Origin of the sequence: uncultured Agrococcus sp., from assembly GCF_945915485.1 — a bacterium.
Classification (GTDB): domain Bacteria; phylum Actinomycetota; class Actinomycetes; order Actinomycetales; family Microbacteriaceae; genus Agrococcus.
Map to the genome: position 1 here is coordinate 20,384 of NZ_CAMEFJ010000004.1, position 15,610 is coordinate 35,993.

The window sequence follows — 15,610 nt, forward strand, 5'->3', positions numbered from 1 at the left end:
GAGATGACCCTGCAGAGCCTCCGTCACTTAGCGTCGGCCGTCGGTCGACACGGCCTGTCCATCGCGACCCTCGCGGAAGCCTCCAGTAAGCGCTTCTCCTCCCGCACCGCGCTCGTGACGGCCAATCGTCGTTACACGTTCCAGCAGTTGTGGCGCACTGCCGAAGCTGCCGCGGCAGGGCTGTATCTGCACGTTCTTGGCCGCAGACCGCGCATGATCGTGGTCGTCGGAGAAGGCGAAGACATGGTGATCACCCTGCTCGCGGCCCACCGGCTCGGCCTGGACGTCATGCCGGTCGACCCGGGTGCCGACCCGGAAGTGCTACGACGCTCGGTTCCCGCCGACGCACTGCTCGTGCACGAGCAGGACAAGCCCGACTGGCATCGCGGGCCGGCCGTTTCTACGGCACGACTCTCGGAGCTCGCTGAAGCATCTGGAACGAATCTCGGAAGAACCAAGCGTCGTTCGAGAATCATTCTGCTCTCGAGCGGTCGCTCCGGTGTTCCACGGGCCCATGTTACGAAACCGATCGGATTCGGCGGGGTCGTACAGCTCACCGCCCTGCACCGCCGGATCGGCATCAGCGAGCGCGACCGTGTGCTGGCGTGCACTCCCCTGCAGCACGGACACGGGCTCCAGCTCCTTGCCTCCTGTCTGCTGACCGGTGCGAAACTCGTCTACGCACCGTCGAGCGATGCCTCCGAGCTGCTCGACCTCATGCTGAACGAGCGCATCACGGTTGCCTCGGGAAAGCCCTCGAAGTTCGAGCACATGGCTTCCCTGCTCGAGGAGAGCCAACGACCCGCGCCGCCGCTTCGCCGCATCGTCTGCAGTTCCGAGCCGCTCGAGCCCGAACTCGTCGAGCGGATGAACAAGCTCTGGGGCCCCGTCATCATGAATTCCTACGGCATGACCGAGACCGGCACGGTGGCGCTCGCGACGCCCGAACAGGTGCTGCGGCATCCAGGCACGGTCGGTAAGCCGCTGCCGGGCGTCGAGATCGGCATCGTCGGCTCGCCCGTGTGGGCGAACGCGGAGGGTCGAATCTGGGTGCGGGGCGGTAACCGCACGGTCATCACCGGCGACTTCGGTCGCATCCGGCATCGGCTCATCTACGTAGACAGCACCGACGCACGCTAGCGCGTAGCCACATCTCGAACGCGGCTACCGACGCGAGTCGGCGCTAGCCGACGAGCTGTTGGACGCGCTGGAGCTCCAAAGGGAACGCAACGCGTTCGCGCGACGCTAGCGCGGTGCGTCCGTCGTGGCAATCATTTCTGGTTGCCACTCGCACCCAGCGCTCGTCACCGTCTCGGTGACCGGAAGTCGCCCAACGAGGCGGCTCCGGGTACGCGCTGGAGCTCCTTACGGACGCAAAGCGTCCGTGCGACTGCCCGCGCTGGAGCGCCAAAAAAGGCAGTCCTTTCGGACTGCCTCAGCGACGCCAGCGCCGCGTCCGTCTCGGACGCGGCTACCGACGCGAGTCGGCGTCAGCCGACGAGCTGTTGGACGAACACATGCGGCGTGAAGCCGGTCATGTCGTTGATGCCCTCTCCCTGGCCGATGAGCTTGATGGGAATCCCCGTGCGCTCCTGGACGGCGAGGATGAAGCCGCCCTTCGCGCTGCCATCCAGCTTGGTGATCACGAGCCCTGTTACGCCTGCGTGCTGAATGAAGGCCTCTGCCTGGGAGACGCCGTTCTGGCCCGTTGTCGCGTCGAGCACGAGGAGAACCTCGGAGACCGGCGCCTGTTTCTCGACGACACGACGGATTTTGCCGAGTTCGTCCATCAGGCCGCCCTTGGTCTGCAACCTTCCGGCGGTGTCGATGAGGCACATGGCGATGCCGCGCTCTTTCGCTGCATCGACGGTTTGAAAGGCGACGGACGCAGGATCCTGGCCCTCGCGTTCCGGTCTGATGATGTCGGCGCCGCCTCGTTCCGCCCACGTCGCGAGTTGTTCGACGGCTGCCGCGCGGAACGTGTCGGCAGCGCCGACGATGACCGACTGGCCGTGCCCCGTGAGGAATTTCGCGAACTTCCCGATGGTCGTCGTCTTGCCCACTCCGTTGACACCCACGACCAGGATGACGGCGGGGCGCTCCTTCAAGTTCAGGGTCGGGTCGTACTGGGCGAAGCGCTCCTCGAGTCGTTCCCGCAGCATCCGCTGGAGATCCTTCGGGTCCTCGGTCCGGTAGCGCTCGACATCCTCGCGCAGATCGTCGATGAGCGACTCGGTGATGTCCGGGCCGAAATCTGCCGTGATCAGTGCGGTTTCCAGGTCGTCCCAGGTTTCTTCCGTGATGGTTTCGCGAACGAACATTCCGCGCAGTGCGCCGGTGAGTGACCACTTTTGTGCCATGGATCCATCGTAGGTGAGTGTTTTACCCGCTGTGATCCGCTACACTCGACTTCGCGACGGGGAGTATCCCATTCGCAACATTCGTCATCACGCACGGCGTCGAGGCCTGGCCGGATGTTGCGGCAAGCTGTGTCTTGCGGGAGAGACGGTCGAGTACCGTCAACCTCTCAACTCGTAAAGGACACCTGTGGACTCATACGTGATCTTCGAGATCGTCTCCATGACGATTCTCGTAGGCATTCTGATCTTTGATCTTCTTCTTGTGGTCAAGCGACCGCACGTTCCCTCCATGAAGGAGGCGACCGGCTGGGTCGTCTTTTACGTATCGCTGGCGCTGCTCTTCGCCGGAGTGCTGTTCCTCATGGGCGATACGGAGCGGAGCTTCCAGTTCATAACGGGCTGGGCGCTCGAGTATTCGCTCTCGATCGACAACCTGTTCGTGTTCATCATCATCTTGGCCAGGTTCTCCGTTCCTCGTGAAATGCAGCAACGCGTGCTGATGATCGGCATCATGATCGCGATCGTGCTGCGCGGTATCTTCATCCTGGTCGGTGTCCAGCTGGTTGAGCGCCTCTCGTGGGTGTTCTACATCTTCGGGGCATGGCTGATCTACACCGCTTGGAAGCAGGCGTTCGGCAGCGACGATGAGGATGGCCAGAAGGACAATCTCTTCACCAGGATGCTCAGGAAGCGCATTCGCCTGACCGACGAGTGGCGTGGCGGCAAGATGCGCATCGAGTACGAGGGGCACCGCTACTTCACGCCGATGCTCATGGTGATCATCGCACTGGGCACGACGGATCTGCTGTTCGCGATCGATTCGATCCCGGCGATCTTCTCGGTGACGACGGATCCGTTCCTCGTCTTCGCATGTAACATCTTCGCGCTCATGGGGCTGCGGCAGCTGTACTTCCTGCTCGGTGGTCTGCTCGATCGGCTCGTGTACCTGCACTACGGCATTGCCGCCATTCTGGGCTTCATCGGCGTCAAGCTCGTCTTCCACGCAATGGAGGCGAACGACCTGTTCTTCCTCAATGGTGGCGAGCCCATCGGCTGGGTCCCGCACATCGAGACCTGGCACTCGCTCGTGGTCATTCTGGTCGCCATGGTGGTGTCGGTCGTGGCCTCGCTGTTGAAGACGCTGCGAGACCGTATGAAGGGCAAGCGCTCAGAGCTGCCCGTCGTGGGCCCGGTGGAGGCGGAACTCGACGAGTCGGGTCACTACCAGCTGGTGACGGCGCGCGGAACGTCCTTTGCGCGCCCCCTGCAGCTCGACCGCACGGGCGATGACGTCAAGATCGTCGACTCGGCAGGCAACACGGCCGACCCGGAGGAGTTCAATCGCGACGAATTGCTCAATGCGTTGGACGCCGACCTCGATCGGGAATCGAATCGAATCATCCGCCAAGATCTCGACGAGACCGATCGACCCTAGTTCCTACGTAACACTTCTCGGTCTATACATGGCGACACGCCGATATGGAGCGTTCGTTCCATGCATGGACCGAGAAGTGTTCAGCGAGGTTAATGCTGGGAGTCGGGATTATGAGTCTGGCTCTCGGGGCCGGTGGACGAATGTGACGAGCACGACGGAGATGATCATCAGCAGGAACCAGCTGGTGACTTTCTGGAGGGACACCGGTTCCCAGCCGTCCAGCTGACTCGGATACAGCCACGCACCGGCGAAAGTGCCGAGGTTCTCCGCGATCCAGATGAAGACGGCGACGAGCCCGAAAGCGACGAGAATCGGCATGGGGAAACGTCGTCTGTGAATTCTGAAGTACATCGTGCACCGGCCCCAGATCAGGAGTACTGCCGCCAGGAGAATCCACCGGAAGTCGAACGCGAAGTGGTGCGTGAAGAAGTTCGAGTAGATGAGGACGGCGACGACGACGGTGAGGGTTCTGGGCGGATAGCGGAAGAAGCGCAGATCGAACATGCGCATTGTGCGGACCATGTACGAGCCGACAGCCGCATACATGAATCCCGTGAACAGCGGCACTCCTCCTACCCTCAGCAGCCCTTCCGGATCGTAGATCCATGACCCCATTGCCGTCTTGAACAGTTCCATGACAGTGCCTGTGACGTGGAACAGGAGCACGACCCAGAGTTCGCGTAGCGTCTCGAGCTTGAACGCCAGCATGGCGATCTGCAGCGCAATCGCGTACAGCGTCAGGACGTCGTTGCTCGCGACCGGCGCGTCGTTCGGCCAGAAGGCGCGAACCGTGACGATACCGAGCAGCAAAAGTGCTCCGAAAACGCACGCCCACGCCTGCTTCAGCGTGAACACGCTGAGTTCGATCACGACCCGACGAAACCGCGAGCGCCCACGACCACGGAGTCGAGCGTGCGCCCAGCTGTCGATGGCGAGCTCTACGGTCGTGAATTCCGGCCGACGAGGATTCGTGCTGGACGTATCCGTCATGCTCGCGTCGCAGTCACGGTGAAGGTCGAGTTCCTCGCGATCTGCCGCGTTCGGCCGATGCGCTCGAGCAGGGGTCGGTAGCGCAAGTGCGAGTTCCACACGCACAGCAGTTCACCTCCCGGGGCGAGTGCTCGCCCGGCGTCCTCGATCAGCCGCTCGGCCATCCCCTTGTGCACGGCTGCGCCGAGGTGGAACGGCGGGTTCAGCATGATGAGCGGTGCGCTGCCAACGGGTATGCCTTCGAGCCCGTCGGCTCGGCGCACATCCACGCGATCTTGCATACCGTTTTCGACGGCGGTGAGCCTCGCGGATGTAGTGGCCGCGCTCGAGACATCCGTTGCGAGGACATGCACATCGGGCCGACGTTTCGCCAGCACGACCGAGAGGATGCCGTTGCCGCACCCGAGGTCAATCGCGGTGGGAGTGTCGGGGAACTCGTCGATGTGATCAAGCAGCGTCGCTGCGCCCGGATCGAGCGCTGCACCGCCGAACACAGCGCCGTGGGCCACGAGCGTGACATCGAACCGTGCGTGGTGCTGTCGCTTCGGCCACTGCACCGCCGCATCGCGCTTGGGTCCCATCGCGACCAGCAGCCTGGACTTCCGCCGAGCGTGCTGCGGTTCGACAGTGTCGAAATAGCGCAGCAGCACATCGTTCATCGCGTGCGTCATGTGCTTGACCCGTCCGCCGGCGATCAGCACCGTGTCGGGATGCGCGCCAACCGCGACGGTCGCGGCCAGCTCATCGAGAGCATCGAGCCCTCGCGGCAGCTGCATCAGCACCGTGCGGGCGTCGCGCACGACTTCGGGTGAGAGCGGCAACTGGTCGAACGCATCGCTCGAGAAGCCCACCGTGACCGCATTGCCCTGCAACGCACGCTCGTGCACGATCGAGTCCTGATGCGAGCGCACGTGCTCCGCTCCCCCGCTCAGTGCACCGAGGGTGAGCGCGCCGTGCCGATCGCCGAGTGCGGTGATCGCGCCGCTCAGCAACCCTCGCTCCGCCGCGAAGTCGAGCAGGTAGGTGTCGGTCGCATCGTACGCCGCCAGGTTCGAGGCTTCGATGTCCGGTGCGCGACGGAGCCTGCCGAAGTCGATCATCCGCGGGCTCAGGCCGGCTCTTCTTCGCGCTTCGTGCGCTGCCCGACCACCTGGGTGACCCCGTCCTCTCGCATCGAAACGCCATAGAGGACATCCGCGATCTCCATCGTCCGCTTCTGGTGCGTTATGACGATCAGCTGACTCGTCTCGCGCAACTGCTCGAAGACCGTGAGGAGCCGGCCGAGGTTCGCGTCGTCGAGTGCGGCTTCGACCTCGTCCATGATGTAGAACGGGCTGGGCCGGGCTTGGAAGATCGCCACCATGAACGCGACCGCTGCGAGCGAACGCTCACCGCCGGAAAGAAGGGAGAGTCGATCGATCTTCTTCCCGGCGGGGCGCACGGCAACCTCGATGCCGGTCTCGAGCAGGTTTTCGGGGTCGGTGAGCGCAAGCGAGCCCCTTCCACCGGGGAAGAGCTTCGGGAACACCTCGTCGAACGCCGCTTTCGTGTCTTCGAACGCGGTCGCGAAGATGTCTTGCATCGTGACGTCCAGATCCGCGATGATCTGCTCGAGGTCGGCGCGCGTCTGTGTCAGGTCGTGCAGCTGCTCGTTCAGGAAAGTGTGCCGTTGCTCGAGGGCAGCGAACTCTTCCAGCGCGAGCGGATTCACCCTGCCGAGTTTCGCGAGCTTTCTGTCCGCGTCTTTCAGCCGAGCGCGCTCGGCGTCGCGATCGAAGTCCTCGCCCGGTTCGTACTCGGCCAGCAGCTCCTGCTCGTCGAGGCCTAGTTCGCTCGCGGAACGTTCGATGAGGTTCGAGAGTTGCAGCTTCTGCTCGTAGCTCTGCATTTCGATGTCGTGCACGCGATCCGTGAGCTCGCGAATCCGCTCCGTCAGCTCCGTCTGCTCCTGCCGGAGCTTGCCGAGCGCCTCCGAGTTCTGCCTTCTCGCCGTCTCCTTGTGCGCAAGATCGAGACGTGCCTCCGAAAGCGACTCGTCGATCGAGCTCAACACGGCCGGAAGTGCTCGCGTTACGCGCTCTGCACGTTCGCGTCGCCGACTCCGGATGACGGCCCTGCGAGCGCGTTCATCCGCCCTCGCTCGCTGCGCTTGCATCTCTCGCTCGAGTGATGTCGCGCGATCGCGCTCAGCCCTCACTCGTTCACGCGCCGTCTCCAACCGGATGCGCAGCTCGGTTTCGTCCGCCCTGGCTTCCTCGAGCTCTACGAGCATGCCATCCCGCGCCGACGCATCGAGCATCGGCCGCGGTGCCCTGTCGAACTCGTCGAACTCTCGCTTGGCACGCTCGACCTCTCGTTCCGCCGACGTCACCCTCGACGCGGATTCCTCCAGGGCCGCCTCCGCGCGCTCCGACTCGGCGGCCGCAGACTCGTGCCGAGCGCGGATCCTGCTGCGTTCCTGCCCCCTTGCCGCGCTTTCCGCATCGTGCGCTCGCAGCGACTCCAACGCATCCTGCGCGGAACGCTTGGCGTTCTGCAGCGCGTGTCGCACGTCGTCGACCTCTCCCGCATCGGTTTCGATCTCGACCGCGATCGCGTCGAGCTTGTGCTGCGCTTCGTCGCGATCGGCAGCGAGCTCGATACGTGACGTGTCCTCACCGGAACCACCCGTGAGGGTATGCTCGGTCAACACCTCGCCCGCGCGTGTCACGATCGTGATGGGCCCGCCGAGTTCGAGCCTCGTGAGTTCCGGCCCTGCCTCGGCTGCTTGCCGCAGATCGTCGGCGATGAAGGTGAAGGCGAGCAACCCGCGGATCCCCTCGGGGGCGTCGCAGACATCGTAGGCGTGCTTGAGCACGGTCTTCGGCGCTGTGCTCAGCATGGACGGCGCTCCCGCAATCACGAGTTGCGCTCTTCCGAGATCTTCGCCGGCAGCCGACTCTGCGACGCGAATCGCGTTCTCCCGTGTGTCGACGAGCACCGCCTCCGCGAGCGAGCCAAGGGCTGCTGCGACGGCGGCCTCGAACCCCTTCTTGACGCTGATGCGCTCGGACACAATGCCGTCGACCCCCGGCAGCTCCGCTTCGAGGATGCTCGAGGCCGCGCTCTTCGCATCGAGAGCGTGCGAAAGTGCTTGCGCTCTCGCCGCGAGGGAGTCGCGCTCACGTTCCTTGCCGTGGAGCGCCTCTCGCAGCCGGTCGAGTTCTGTCTGCAAGCGCACGGCCTCCTCGTCGGCCTCCCGGTATGCGAGCGAGAGCGCATCGGTGTCCTGCTGTTCCGTCTCGTCGTCTCCGAGTGAATCGAGTGCCTCCCTCGCTTCCCGGAGCCTCTCGGTCGCGTTCTGCCAGGCTTGTTCCCGCCGTTCCCTGTCGTTTTTGCGCGCCAGCAGCGACGATTCGGCCACTTCGACGGCGGAGCGCTTCGCCGCGAGCGCGAGATCGTGCTTCGAGACGAGCGCAGACTGCTGGGCGATCTCTTCGTCGAGCGCGTCGAGGCTCGCCTTCGCCTTCGCCACCGTCGTCGCCTGCGCAGCGACTTCCTGCTGCGCAGACGTCACCTGCTCGGCAAGGTCACGAGCTTCCTGCAACGCCGCATCGACGGCGTCTTGCGTTATGCGATCTTCGTCCTGCTCTTCCGCATCCGGCTCGGCGAGCAGGGCGAGCTGCTGGTGCGCGAGGGTGTCGAGTGACTGCAGCCGCGTGCGGACGCTTTCCAACGCGTGCGAGATCTTGCGTGCCGCATCCACTTCGTCACCGACCATCGACTCCTCGATGCGCGATGCTCGCAGCTGCGCGCGGTCGAGCTGCTCCTGGAGCACCAGTCGCTCGTTCTTGCGCTGCGATTCCGTCTTCGATGCCGATTCCAGTGTCGTACGCAACCGCAGCACCTCGTCTGCATAGAGCTTGGCCTTCGCGTCGCGGACCTCCGCCTGCACCGTCTGCGCTTCTCGCGCGATTTCCGCCTGCGCCCCGAGTGGCTTCAGTTGGCGTCTGATCTCCCCTATGAGATCCTGCAGCCTCGTCAGGTTCTGCTGCATCGCGTCGAGCTTCCGCAGCGTCTTCTCTTTACGACGGCGATGCTTCAGGATGCCCGCCGCCTCTTCTATGAACCCCCTGCGATCCTGCGGGGTCGCCTGCAGCACGTTGTCGAGCTGCCCCTGGCCGACGATGACGTGCATTTCGCGACCAAGGCCGGAGTCGCTCAGCAGCTCCTGCACGTCGAGCAGCCTGGCGCCCTCGCCGTTGATGGCGTATTCGCTGCCTCCGTTCCGGAAGAGGGTTCGAGAAATCTGCACTTCGCTGTACTCGATCGGCAATGCGCCGTCGGAGTTGTCGATCGTCAGCTCGACGTGAGCGCGCGACAGCGGCCCCTGCGTTGCGGTGCCCGCGAAGATGACATCTTCCATCTTCCCGCCGCGCAGTGTCTTGGCTCCCTGCTCGCCCATGACCCATGCGAGCGCATCGACGACGTTCGACTTCCCCGACCCGTTGGGGCCGACGACTGCGGTGACACCCGGTTCGAACTGGAAGGTGGTCGCGCGCGCAAACGACTTGAAGCCCTTTACGGTCAGGGATTTCAGGTACACGACACTCCTCGCCACTAGCGACTTCCTGTACGAATCTACCCCGGAGACGTCGTTTGGCGTGTATTCTGCAAGGCTGCCCGAACACAGATCGTGGTCGAGAGCGGCGGAGAATGATGAACATTGACATCGTCCCCCTCGAGATTCCAGAGGGCATCGACGACGGTTCCGCGGCCGCCGAACGCTTCCGCGAGTACATTGATGTGCGCAACTCGGTCTTTCGCACTACCTGGAACGGCTCGAGGGACTTCGACGTCACGTACGCCGCCGCACACGGCTACATTAGGCGAAACAAAGAAGAGCGCCAGCACATTCATGTTGCGCTGCTCGAAGGCCGCATCGCCGGTTTCGCACGTGTCGACGTCAGTCTGCACGAACTGGATGCACCCGCGTACGCCGACATCTACACCGACGAACCCCACCGCAGAAATGGCGTTGGAACAGCGTTGCTGCAGCGCGTGAACGAGCTTCTGCGCGAGGAGGGCCGCGCGACGACACAGACGTGGAAGCTGCATCGACCTGCGTCGGGCCCTCAGATTTCCCCGCCGAACGGAGCGGGTGAGATTCCCGCGAACAGTGACGAGGTGCGCTTCCTGCACCGTGCCGGGTTCTCACTCGAACAGATCGAGAGAACGAGTGTTCTGACGTTCGGCAGCGACGACCGCTCGGCGTTCGAACGCATGCGCCGGGAAGCCTCCGCGCGCGCATCCGGCTACACCGTTCGCGTCTGGACCGGCTTCACTCCTGCCGATCAGCTCGCCAACCTTGCTGCTCTGCAGGCGCGGATGTCGACGGACGCCCCGGCTGCCGGACTCGACGTCGTGGCCGAGACGTGGGACGCGGAACGGCTCGCGGAAATCGAGAGCTCCGTCATCGAGGGGCAGCGACGCGACCTGTTGCGGGCCGTCGCCTATAGTGCCGACGGCGTGGCGGTTGCCTATTCGACCCTCGCCGTCCCGGAAGCGGGGCAGCAGGTCTATCAGGACGACACACTCGTGCATGCCGAGCACCGCGGGCACCGTCTCGGCATGCTGGTCAAGACCGTGAACCTCCTGCAACTGCTCGACACCTATCCCGAGCGCAGCAGGGTGATCACCTGGAACGCGGAGGAGAACCGGCACATGCTCGCCGTCAACGAAGCGCTCGGTTTCGAAGCGGTAATGGGCGAGGGCGCGTGGCAGCGACGCGAGGAGTGGGCACCGCGATGAGCATCCGCGTAGAACCGCTCGAGTTGCCTCTATCGACCGACGAGAACAGCCGGCGCGGCGACGAGTTCCGCAAGACCGTGCGCCTTATCGATGCCTCGAACAGCGCGTTGCTTGGGTCCGGGAACCAGTCGGTGACTCCCGCGACCGTGTTGAGCGCTCTGCAGGGTCAGGCCTCGGAACGCGTAGAGTCGATCTCTGCCTATCGTGATGAAGCGTTAGTGGGCCATGCGGAGTTCTTCCTGCCGACGAGCGAATCAACCGACATCGTCGATACTCTCCTGCTCGTGCATCCCGACGTGCAGGGGCGAGCTCGACAGGAAACGTTCGAGGCGCTCGTGCAAGCGTCACTGGATCGTGCCGGTCAGCTCGGAAGAACAACGATCTTCGGCGGTGGTGTTGGCGTCCGAGAAGGCGACATCACGGCGACAACCGGATACGGCGGGGTCATGCGCGATGACCCGGAGTCCGTGGCCTGGATTCGCCGGGGCGCATCCCTTTCGCAGGTGTACCGCTACTCGCGACTCGATCTCGACTCGCTGACGGATATCGATACGCGACTTGGACAGGCTGAGCAGCGTTCAGACGGGTATCGAGTCGTCACGTGGGAGGGCGAAACCCCTGCCTCCTACCGTGCCGACATGCGAACCCTCCACGAGCGGATGTCGACCGACTCTCCTACCGGTGATCTCGAACTCGAACCCGAAACGTGGTCCGACGAACGTCTGGCCGAGTTCGAACGCTTCAAGATCGGTTCCGAGCGTCGGATGTTCGCAGCGGCTGTGCAGCACGAAGAAAGCGGTCAGCTCGTCGGCTACTCCCAGTTGGTCATCGCGGGTGATCCGTGCGCGAGGCAGCACAATCTGATCGTGCTGCGCGAGCACAGGGGGCACGGGCTCGGGCAATTGCTGAAGCTGGCGGGCATTGCACAGTTGCGCGACAACGTGCCGCACGCAGACCGCATCACGACGATGAACGCGGAAGAGAACCGGCACATGATCCGCGTCAACGAGGCGGTCGGGTTCGAGGTCGTCACCTGGACCGTCGTGTGGCAGCTGCGGCTCGACGTTGAGAGCCAGGTGTCCGGCGGCACGACTTAGGGGAGAAAGAAGCGCGTTTGGGAGTGTCCCGAATGTGCTTCTCTCGCCCTCTTTCCGCATCCCGGGCTTCTGGGTGTCACGGACTCCAGACCGGCTGCTGGGATTTCTGCGCCGTTGCATAGCCACGCGCGGCACAATGGATGCATGACCACGACCGACTTCCGAACCCTGGCCGACGAACTCCGCGCTCGCCGAGCGCCCGGATTCTGGCGTTCTCGCCGCTGGCGACTCGATCAGCTCGACGGGCTGGCCGGCATGCTGTCGCAGAACATCACGCTCTGGGAGCAGGCACTTGCGAAGGATCTCGGCAAGTCGGACCTCGAGGCGCACATCACCGAGATTTCGGTCGTTCTCGAGGAGATCCGTCTCGCAAAGCGCAATCTCTGGCACTGGATGCTGCCGCATCCTAAGCCGGTTCCCGCGACCCTGCAGCCCGCCTGGGCGCACACCGTACGTGACCCCCTGGGTGCCGTTCTGGTTATCGCGCCGTGGAACTATCCGCTGCAGCTCGCCCTCGCACCGCTGGTCGGCGCGATCGCGGGCGGCAATTCCGCCGTTGTGAAGCCGAGTGAACTCGCCCCCGCAACCAGTGAACTGATCGCCCGGCTGGCTCCTATCTATCTCGACTCTCGCGCGGTGCGGGTCGTGGAGGGTGCTGTCGACGAAACCACGGCGCTCCTCGAACAGCGCTGGGATCTCATCTTCTACACCGGCAACAGTCGTGTTGCCCGCATCGTCGCGGCCGCCGCTGCGAAGCACCTCACCCCGACCGTGCTGGAGCTGGGCGGCAAGAGCCCCGTGTACGTCGATGCTTCGGCGAACCTGCGCGTTTCGGCACGCAGGCTTGCGTGGGCGAAGACGATGAATGCCGGTCAGACGTGCATTGCGCCCGACTACGTGCTCGTGCACGAGTCCGTACGAGAGCCATTCGTCGAGGAGCTGCGAAAGGCGGTGCTCGAGCAGCTCGGCACTGCGCCCGCAACGAATGCCGAGTACGCGACGATCGTGAACGAGCGGCATTTCGATCGACTCAGGGGTCTCATGAGCTCCGGCACCCGCCGGGTCGGCGGCGGTATCAACCGTGACGAGTTGCGTATCGAACCGACCGTGCTCACCGATGTCGCCCCTGAGAGCGCCGTCATGGCCGAGGAGATCTTCGGCCCCATTCTGCCGCTCGTCGATGTCGCCGACGCTGACGAGGCGATCGCGTTCGTGACCGAGCGGGAGAAGCCGCTCGCGCTCTACGTCTATGCGGAGGATACTGCGGTCGTTCGCCGATTCCAGCAGGAGACCACATCGGGAGCCCTCGGTGTCAACGTGTCGCTCGCGCACGCCGCAGTTCCGTCCCTCCCGTTCGGAGGCGTCGGAGAAAGCGGGATGGGCGCCTACCACGGCAGGAAGTCGTTCGAGGCATTCACGCACGAGAAGGGCGTGCTCGCCAAGCCAACGCGGCTGGATACGCTGCAGTTGATCTATCCGCCGCACAGCGAGGGCCGCAGGAAACTGCTGCGCCGACTCTTCCGCTAACCGTCGGGCGCGACAAAAGTGTTCGATCCCCATCCGAGCTCTAACGTCGGTGGTGCGCGGTACGTTTAGTGCATGAACGACGAGAACGCCGCCCCCACGCCAACACTGCAGGCGCATCTCCCGGCATGCTCCAGACCATCTCTCGCCCGATGATGGGCTCGCTCATTGAGCTCGAACTCAAACTTGCCCATTATCTCGATCAACAGTAGATACCTGTTCCGTCCATGATTTTCACATCTGGTGATCGTGTATTCATCGACGAGTCCAAATCTCGCGGATACATCGTCGCAGCCACCGCAGCCTCACCTGCGTCGATCCATGGGTCGGAGAAGGCGTTACGATCGCTGCTGAAGTCGGGGCAACGTCGGCTTCATTTCAAGAGCGAACGCGAAAGCCGACGCAAAGAGATTCTGTCTCGGATGTGCGAGCTCGATCTGCGTGCAGCTGTGTGGATCGCGAAGGGCCTATCGGACAAAGAAGCCCGCCCTCTTTGCTTTACTTCGCTGACGGCCGAGCTCCTGAACAGCCAGGTGGAAAGTCTCTACATCGAACGAGATGATTCACTCATTGCCGCGGACAAACGAATCATCGCGGGAATTCTGCGAAAACAGAGACCGCGAGCCTTCAAATACAGTCACGTGACACCAAGAGAGCAACCACTGCTCTGGGTGAGCGATGCTGTCGCGTGGAGCTATTCGAACGGTGGCGACTGGCTTCGCCGTACGGCACCTCTCATCGGAGAACGTGTATTCCGCCTGTAGATATGCGTGAGCCTGGCTCGTCGTACCGTCCGGAAGACTGCCAGGCTCTGAGGGCTACTGCCCGCCGCTTCTCCAGTGTAACTGAGAACCACCTGCCTCGCACTAAGATTCCTTCTCAGCGCGGCCGCTGGCACTTCGGGCAGCGGTGACTCGAACGGTTCGACCATTTCTCGCGCACGATGAGAGCGCCGCAGCGCGAGCACGGCTTGCCATGCTGACCGTAGGCATTCAGCGAGTGCGCGAAGTAGCCGGACTCGCCATTGACGTTCACGTACTGGGTGTCGAACGACGTGCCGCCCTCGACGAGCGCCCTGTCGAGGACGTCTTGCACGTGCGCGAGCAATTCGAGCCCACGCTGCTTCGACACTCGCTTTCCGGGTGTCAGGTAGTGGAGGCGCGCTCGCCACAGCGCTTCGTCGGCATAGATGTTGCCGATACCGCTGATCAACTGCTGGTCGAGCAACGCGGCCTTCACGCCCTGGGAGCGTTTCCGAAGCGCAGCCACCACCGATGCCGGGTCGAACGCGTCATCGATCGGGTCGAGGGCGATGTGCGCAACCTGATCGGGAACCCCATCGGCGTCGAGCGCGCGCACGGCCATAGAACCGAAAATCCGCTGGTCAGCGAACCGGATCTCGTACTCACGACCATCGGCAGACTCCACCACGAACCTGATTCGTACGTGTCGATCAGGTATCGCTCCGACTTCCCGCACCAGCACCTGGCCACTCATGCCGAGGTGCACGACGAGCGCCTCTGCGCCCTCGAGCGGCACCCAAAGAAATTTGCCTCGCCTGCGCGGCTCGAGCATCCTCCTGCCGACCAAGGAGGCCTCGAAGTGCGCGCTGTCGCCATCGTGGCGGCCGATCGATCGCTCGTCGAACACCTCGATCGACAGAATGCGAGCACCGGTCACGGCCGGCAGCAGCCCCAGCCTGACGACTTCAACTTCGGGGAGCTCAGGCATTCGACGCCCGCAGCCGCTTCCAGGCTTCAAGGGCGGCCGCCATCTCCGCCTGACGCTTCGAAGAACCCTCCCCTGAAGCAACCTCTACCCCGTCGAGCTTCACAGTTGCACCGAATCGACGCGCGTGGTCCGGCCCTTCTGCTTCGACGGTATAGACGGGAGCGCCCTTGTGCAGCCGGTCGGCGAGTTCCTGCAGCGAAGTCTTCGGGTCGAGAGCGGCGCCGAAGCGTTCGGTGTCCTCGAGTAATGGGCCCACGAGTCGCAGCACGAGCGCTTCTGCCTGCTCGTGACCGACGGAGAGGTACGCGGCACCGAAGACCGCCTCCATCGTGTCGGCAAGGATCGACTCGCGGTCACTGCCACCGGTCTTCAGTTCTCCCTTACCGAGCCGAATATACGCTCCCAGGTGGATACCGCGCGCCACTTCCGCAAGCGCGAACCCGGACACGACTCCCGCCCGCCTCCGCGACAATTCGCCCTCGTCCAGGTCCGGGAATCTGCGGAACAGCTCGATCGTGATCGCCTGCCCGAGGATCGTGTCGCCGAGAAACTCGAGGCGTTCGTTATGCGCGCCGCCGTTCTCGTACGCCCACGAAGTGTGCGTGAGCGCCAATGCGAGAAGCTCGGGGTCGATTTCCACCCCGAGCTTCTCGTTCAATGACCTGTTGTCGGTCACGCTGTTC

General features: G+C 63.8%; 11 protein-coding genes. 5 read left to right on the plus strand and 6 right to left on the minus strand.

All coding sequences use genetic code 11. From position 1 onward, the window contains the following. Window positions 1-3: 3 nt before the first annotated feature. Complete coding sequence (locus tag Q0O95_RS01570) at window positions 4-1,140, plus strand: AMP-binding protein (protein WP_293694734.1); 1,137 nt, start codon at window positions 4-6, stop codon at window positions 1,138-1,140. 350 nt (window positions 1,141-1,490) lie between these two features. On the opposite strand, the gene ftsY is transcribed toward Q0O95_RS01570, so the two are convergent. Next, a complete protein-coding gene (ftsY, locus tag Q0O95_RS01575) occupies window positions 1,491-2,360 on the minus strand; it encodes a signal recognition particle-docking protein FtsY (protein WP_293694675.1) in 870 nt (289 codons plus the stop codon). A 187-nt stretch (window positions 2,361-2,547) separates the two neighbouring features. Between ftsY and Q0O95_RS01580 the strand changes: the two genes are divergently transcribed. Beyond that, a complete protein-coding gene (locus Q0O95_RS01580) occupies window positions 2,548-3,795 on the plus strand; it encodes a TerC family protein (protein ID WP_366516423.1) in 1,248 nt (415 codons plus the stop codon). Window positions 3,796-3,903: 108 nt separating this feature from the next. On the opposite strand, the gene Q0O95_RS01585 is transcribed toward Q0O95_RS01580, so the two are convergent. The 3 genes from Q0O95_RS01585 to smc are packed head-to-tail and all read right to left on the minus strand — an operon-like array spanning window position 3,904 to window position 9,370. Next, on the minus strand, window positions 3,904-4,785 hold the full coding sequence (locus Q0O95_RS01585; RefSeq protein ID WP_293694677.1) for a DUF817 domain-containing protein: 882 nt from the start codon (window positions 4,783-4,785) through the stop codon (window positions 3,904-3,906). Then, window positions 4,782-5,885, minus strand: a complete 1,104-nt coding sequence (locus Q0O95_RS01590; protein ID WP_293694679.1) for a class I SAM-dependent methyltransferase — start codon at window positions 5,883-5,885, stop codon at window positions 4,782-4,784. Before Q0O95_RS01590 ends, Q0O95_RS01585 begins: the two co-directional genes overlap by 4 nt. Window positions 5,886-5,893: 8 nt before the next feature. After that, a complete protein-coding gene (smc, locus tag Q0O95_RS01595; RefSeq protein WP_293694680.1) occupies window positions 5,894-9,370 on the minus strand; it encodes a chromosome segregation protein SMC in 3,477 nt (1,158 codons plus the stop codon). A 113-nt stretch (window positions 9,371-9,483) separates the two neighbouring features. Here smc and Q0O95_RS01600 point away from each other — a divergent pair, with 113 nt between their 5' ends. From Q0O95_RS01600 to Q0O95_RS01610, 3 genes are all read left to right on the plus strand, one after another. Continuing rightward, window positions 9,484-10,575: a GNAT family N-acetyltransferase gene (locus tag Q0O95_RS01600; protein WP_293694681.1), complete on the plus strand. Its 1,092-nt coding sequence runs from the start codon at window positions 9,484-9,486 to the stop codon at window positions 10,573-10,575. After that, window positions 10,572-11,672 carry a GNAT family N-acetyltransferase gene (locus Q0O95_RS01605; protein WP_293694683.1) on the plus strand — a complete coding sequence of 367 codons (1,101 nt, stop codon included), beginning with the start codon at window positions 10,572-10,574 and terminating at the stop codon, window positions 11,670-11,672. The genes Q0O95_RS01600 and Q0O95_RS01605 overlap by 4 nt, the downstream gene beginning before the upstream one ends. Before the next feature lie 144 nt (window positions 11,673-11,816). After that, window positions 11,817-13,199 (plus strand): aldehyde dehydrogenase family protein, encoded by a 1,383-nt coding sequence (locus Q0O95_RS01610; protein WP_293694685.1) that lies wholly within the window; start codon window positions 11,817-11,819, stop codon window positions 13,197-13,199. Window positions 13,200-14,075: 876 nt separating this feature from the next. Here the strand turns inward: Q0O95_RS01610 and mutM are convergent. Both mutM and rnc read right to left on the minus strand, forming a co-directional pair. Then, window positions 14,076-14,927: a bifunctional DNA-formamidopyrimidine glycosylase/DNA-(apurinic or apyrimidinic site) lyase gene (gene mutM, locus Q0O95_RS01615; protein WP_293694687.1), complete on the minus strand. Its 852-nt coding sequence runs from the start codon at window positions 14,925-14,927 to the stop codon at window positions 14,076-14,078. Continuing rightward, a complete protein-coding gene (gene rnc, locus Q0O95_RS01620; protein ID WP_293694689.1) occupies window positions 14,920-15,603 on the minus strand; it encodes a ribonuclease III in 684 nt (227 codons plus the stop codon). Before rnc ends, mutM begins: the two co-directional genes overlap by 8 nt. Window positions 15,604-15,610: the final 7 nt, after the last annotated feature.

Coding starts and splice junctions, on each gene's coding strand:
- Q0O95_RS01570 (WP_293694734.1), top strand. CDS start 4: ATGACCCTGCAGAGCCTCCGTCACTTAGCGTCGGCCGTCGGTCGACAC.
- ftsY (WP_293694675.1), bottom strand. CDS start 2,360: ATGGCACAAAAGTGGTCACTCACCGGCGCACTGCGCGGAATGTTCGTT.
- Q0O95_RS01585 (WP_293694677.1), bottom strand. CDS start 4,785: ATGACGGATACGTCCAGCACGAATCCTCGTCGGCCGGAATTCACGACC.
- Q0O95_RS01590 (WP_293694679.1), bottom strand. CDS start 5,885: ATGATCGACTTCGGCAGGCTCCGTCGCGCACCGGACATCGAAGCCTCG.
- Q0O95_RS01600 (WP_293694681.1), top strand. CDS start 9,484: ATGAACATTGACATCGTCCCCCTCGAGATTCCAGAGGGCATCGACGAC.
- Q0O95_RS01605 (WP_293694683.1), top strand. CDS start 10,572: ATGAGCATCCGCGTAGAACCGCTCGAGTTGCCTCTATCGACCGACGAG.
- Q0O95_RS01610 (WP_293694685.1), top strand. CDS start 11,817: ATGACCACGACCGACTTCCGAACCCTGGCCGACGAACTCCGCGCTCGC.
- mutM (WP_293694687.1), bottom strand. CDS start 14,927: ATGCCTGAGCTCCCCGAAGTTGAAGTCGTCAGGCTGGGGCTGCTGCCG.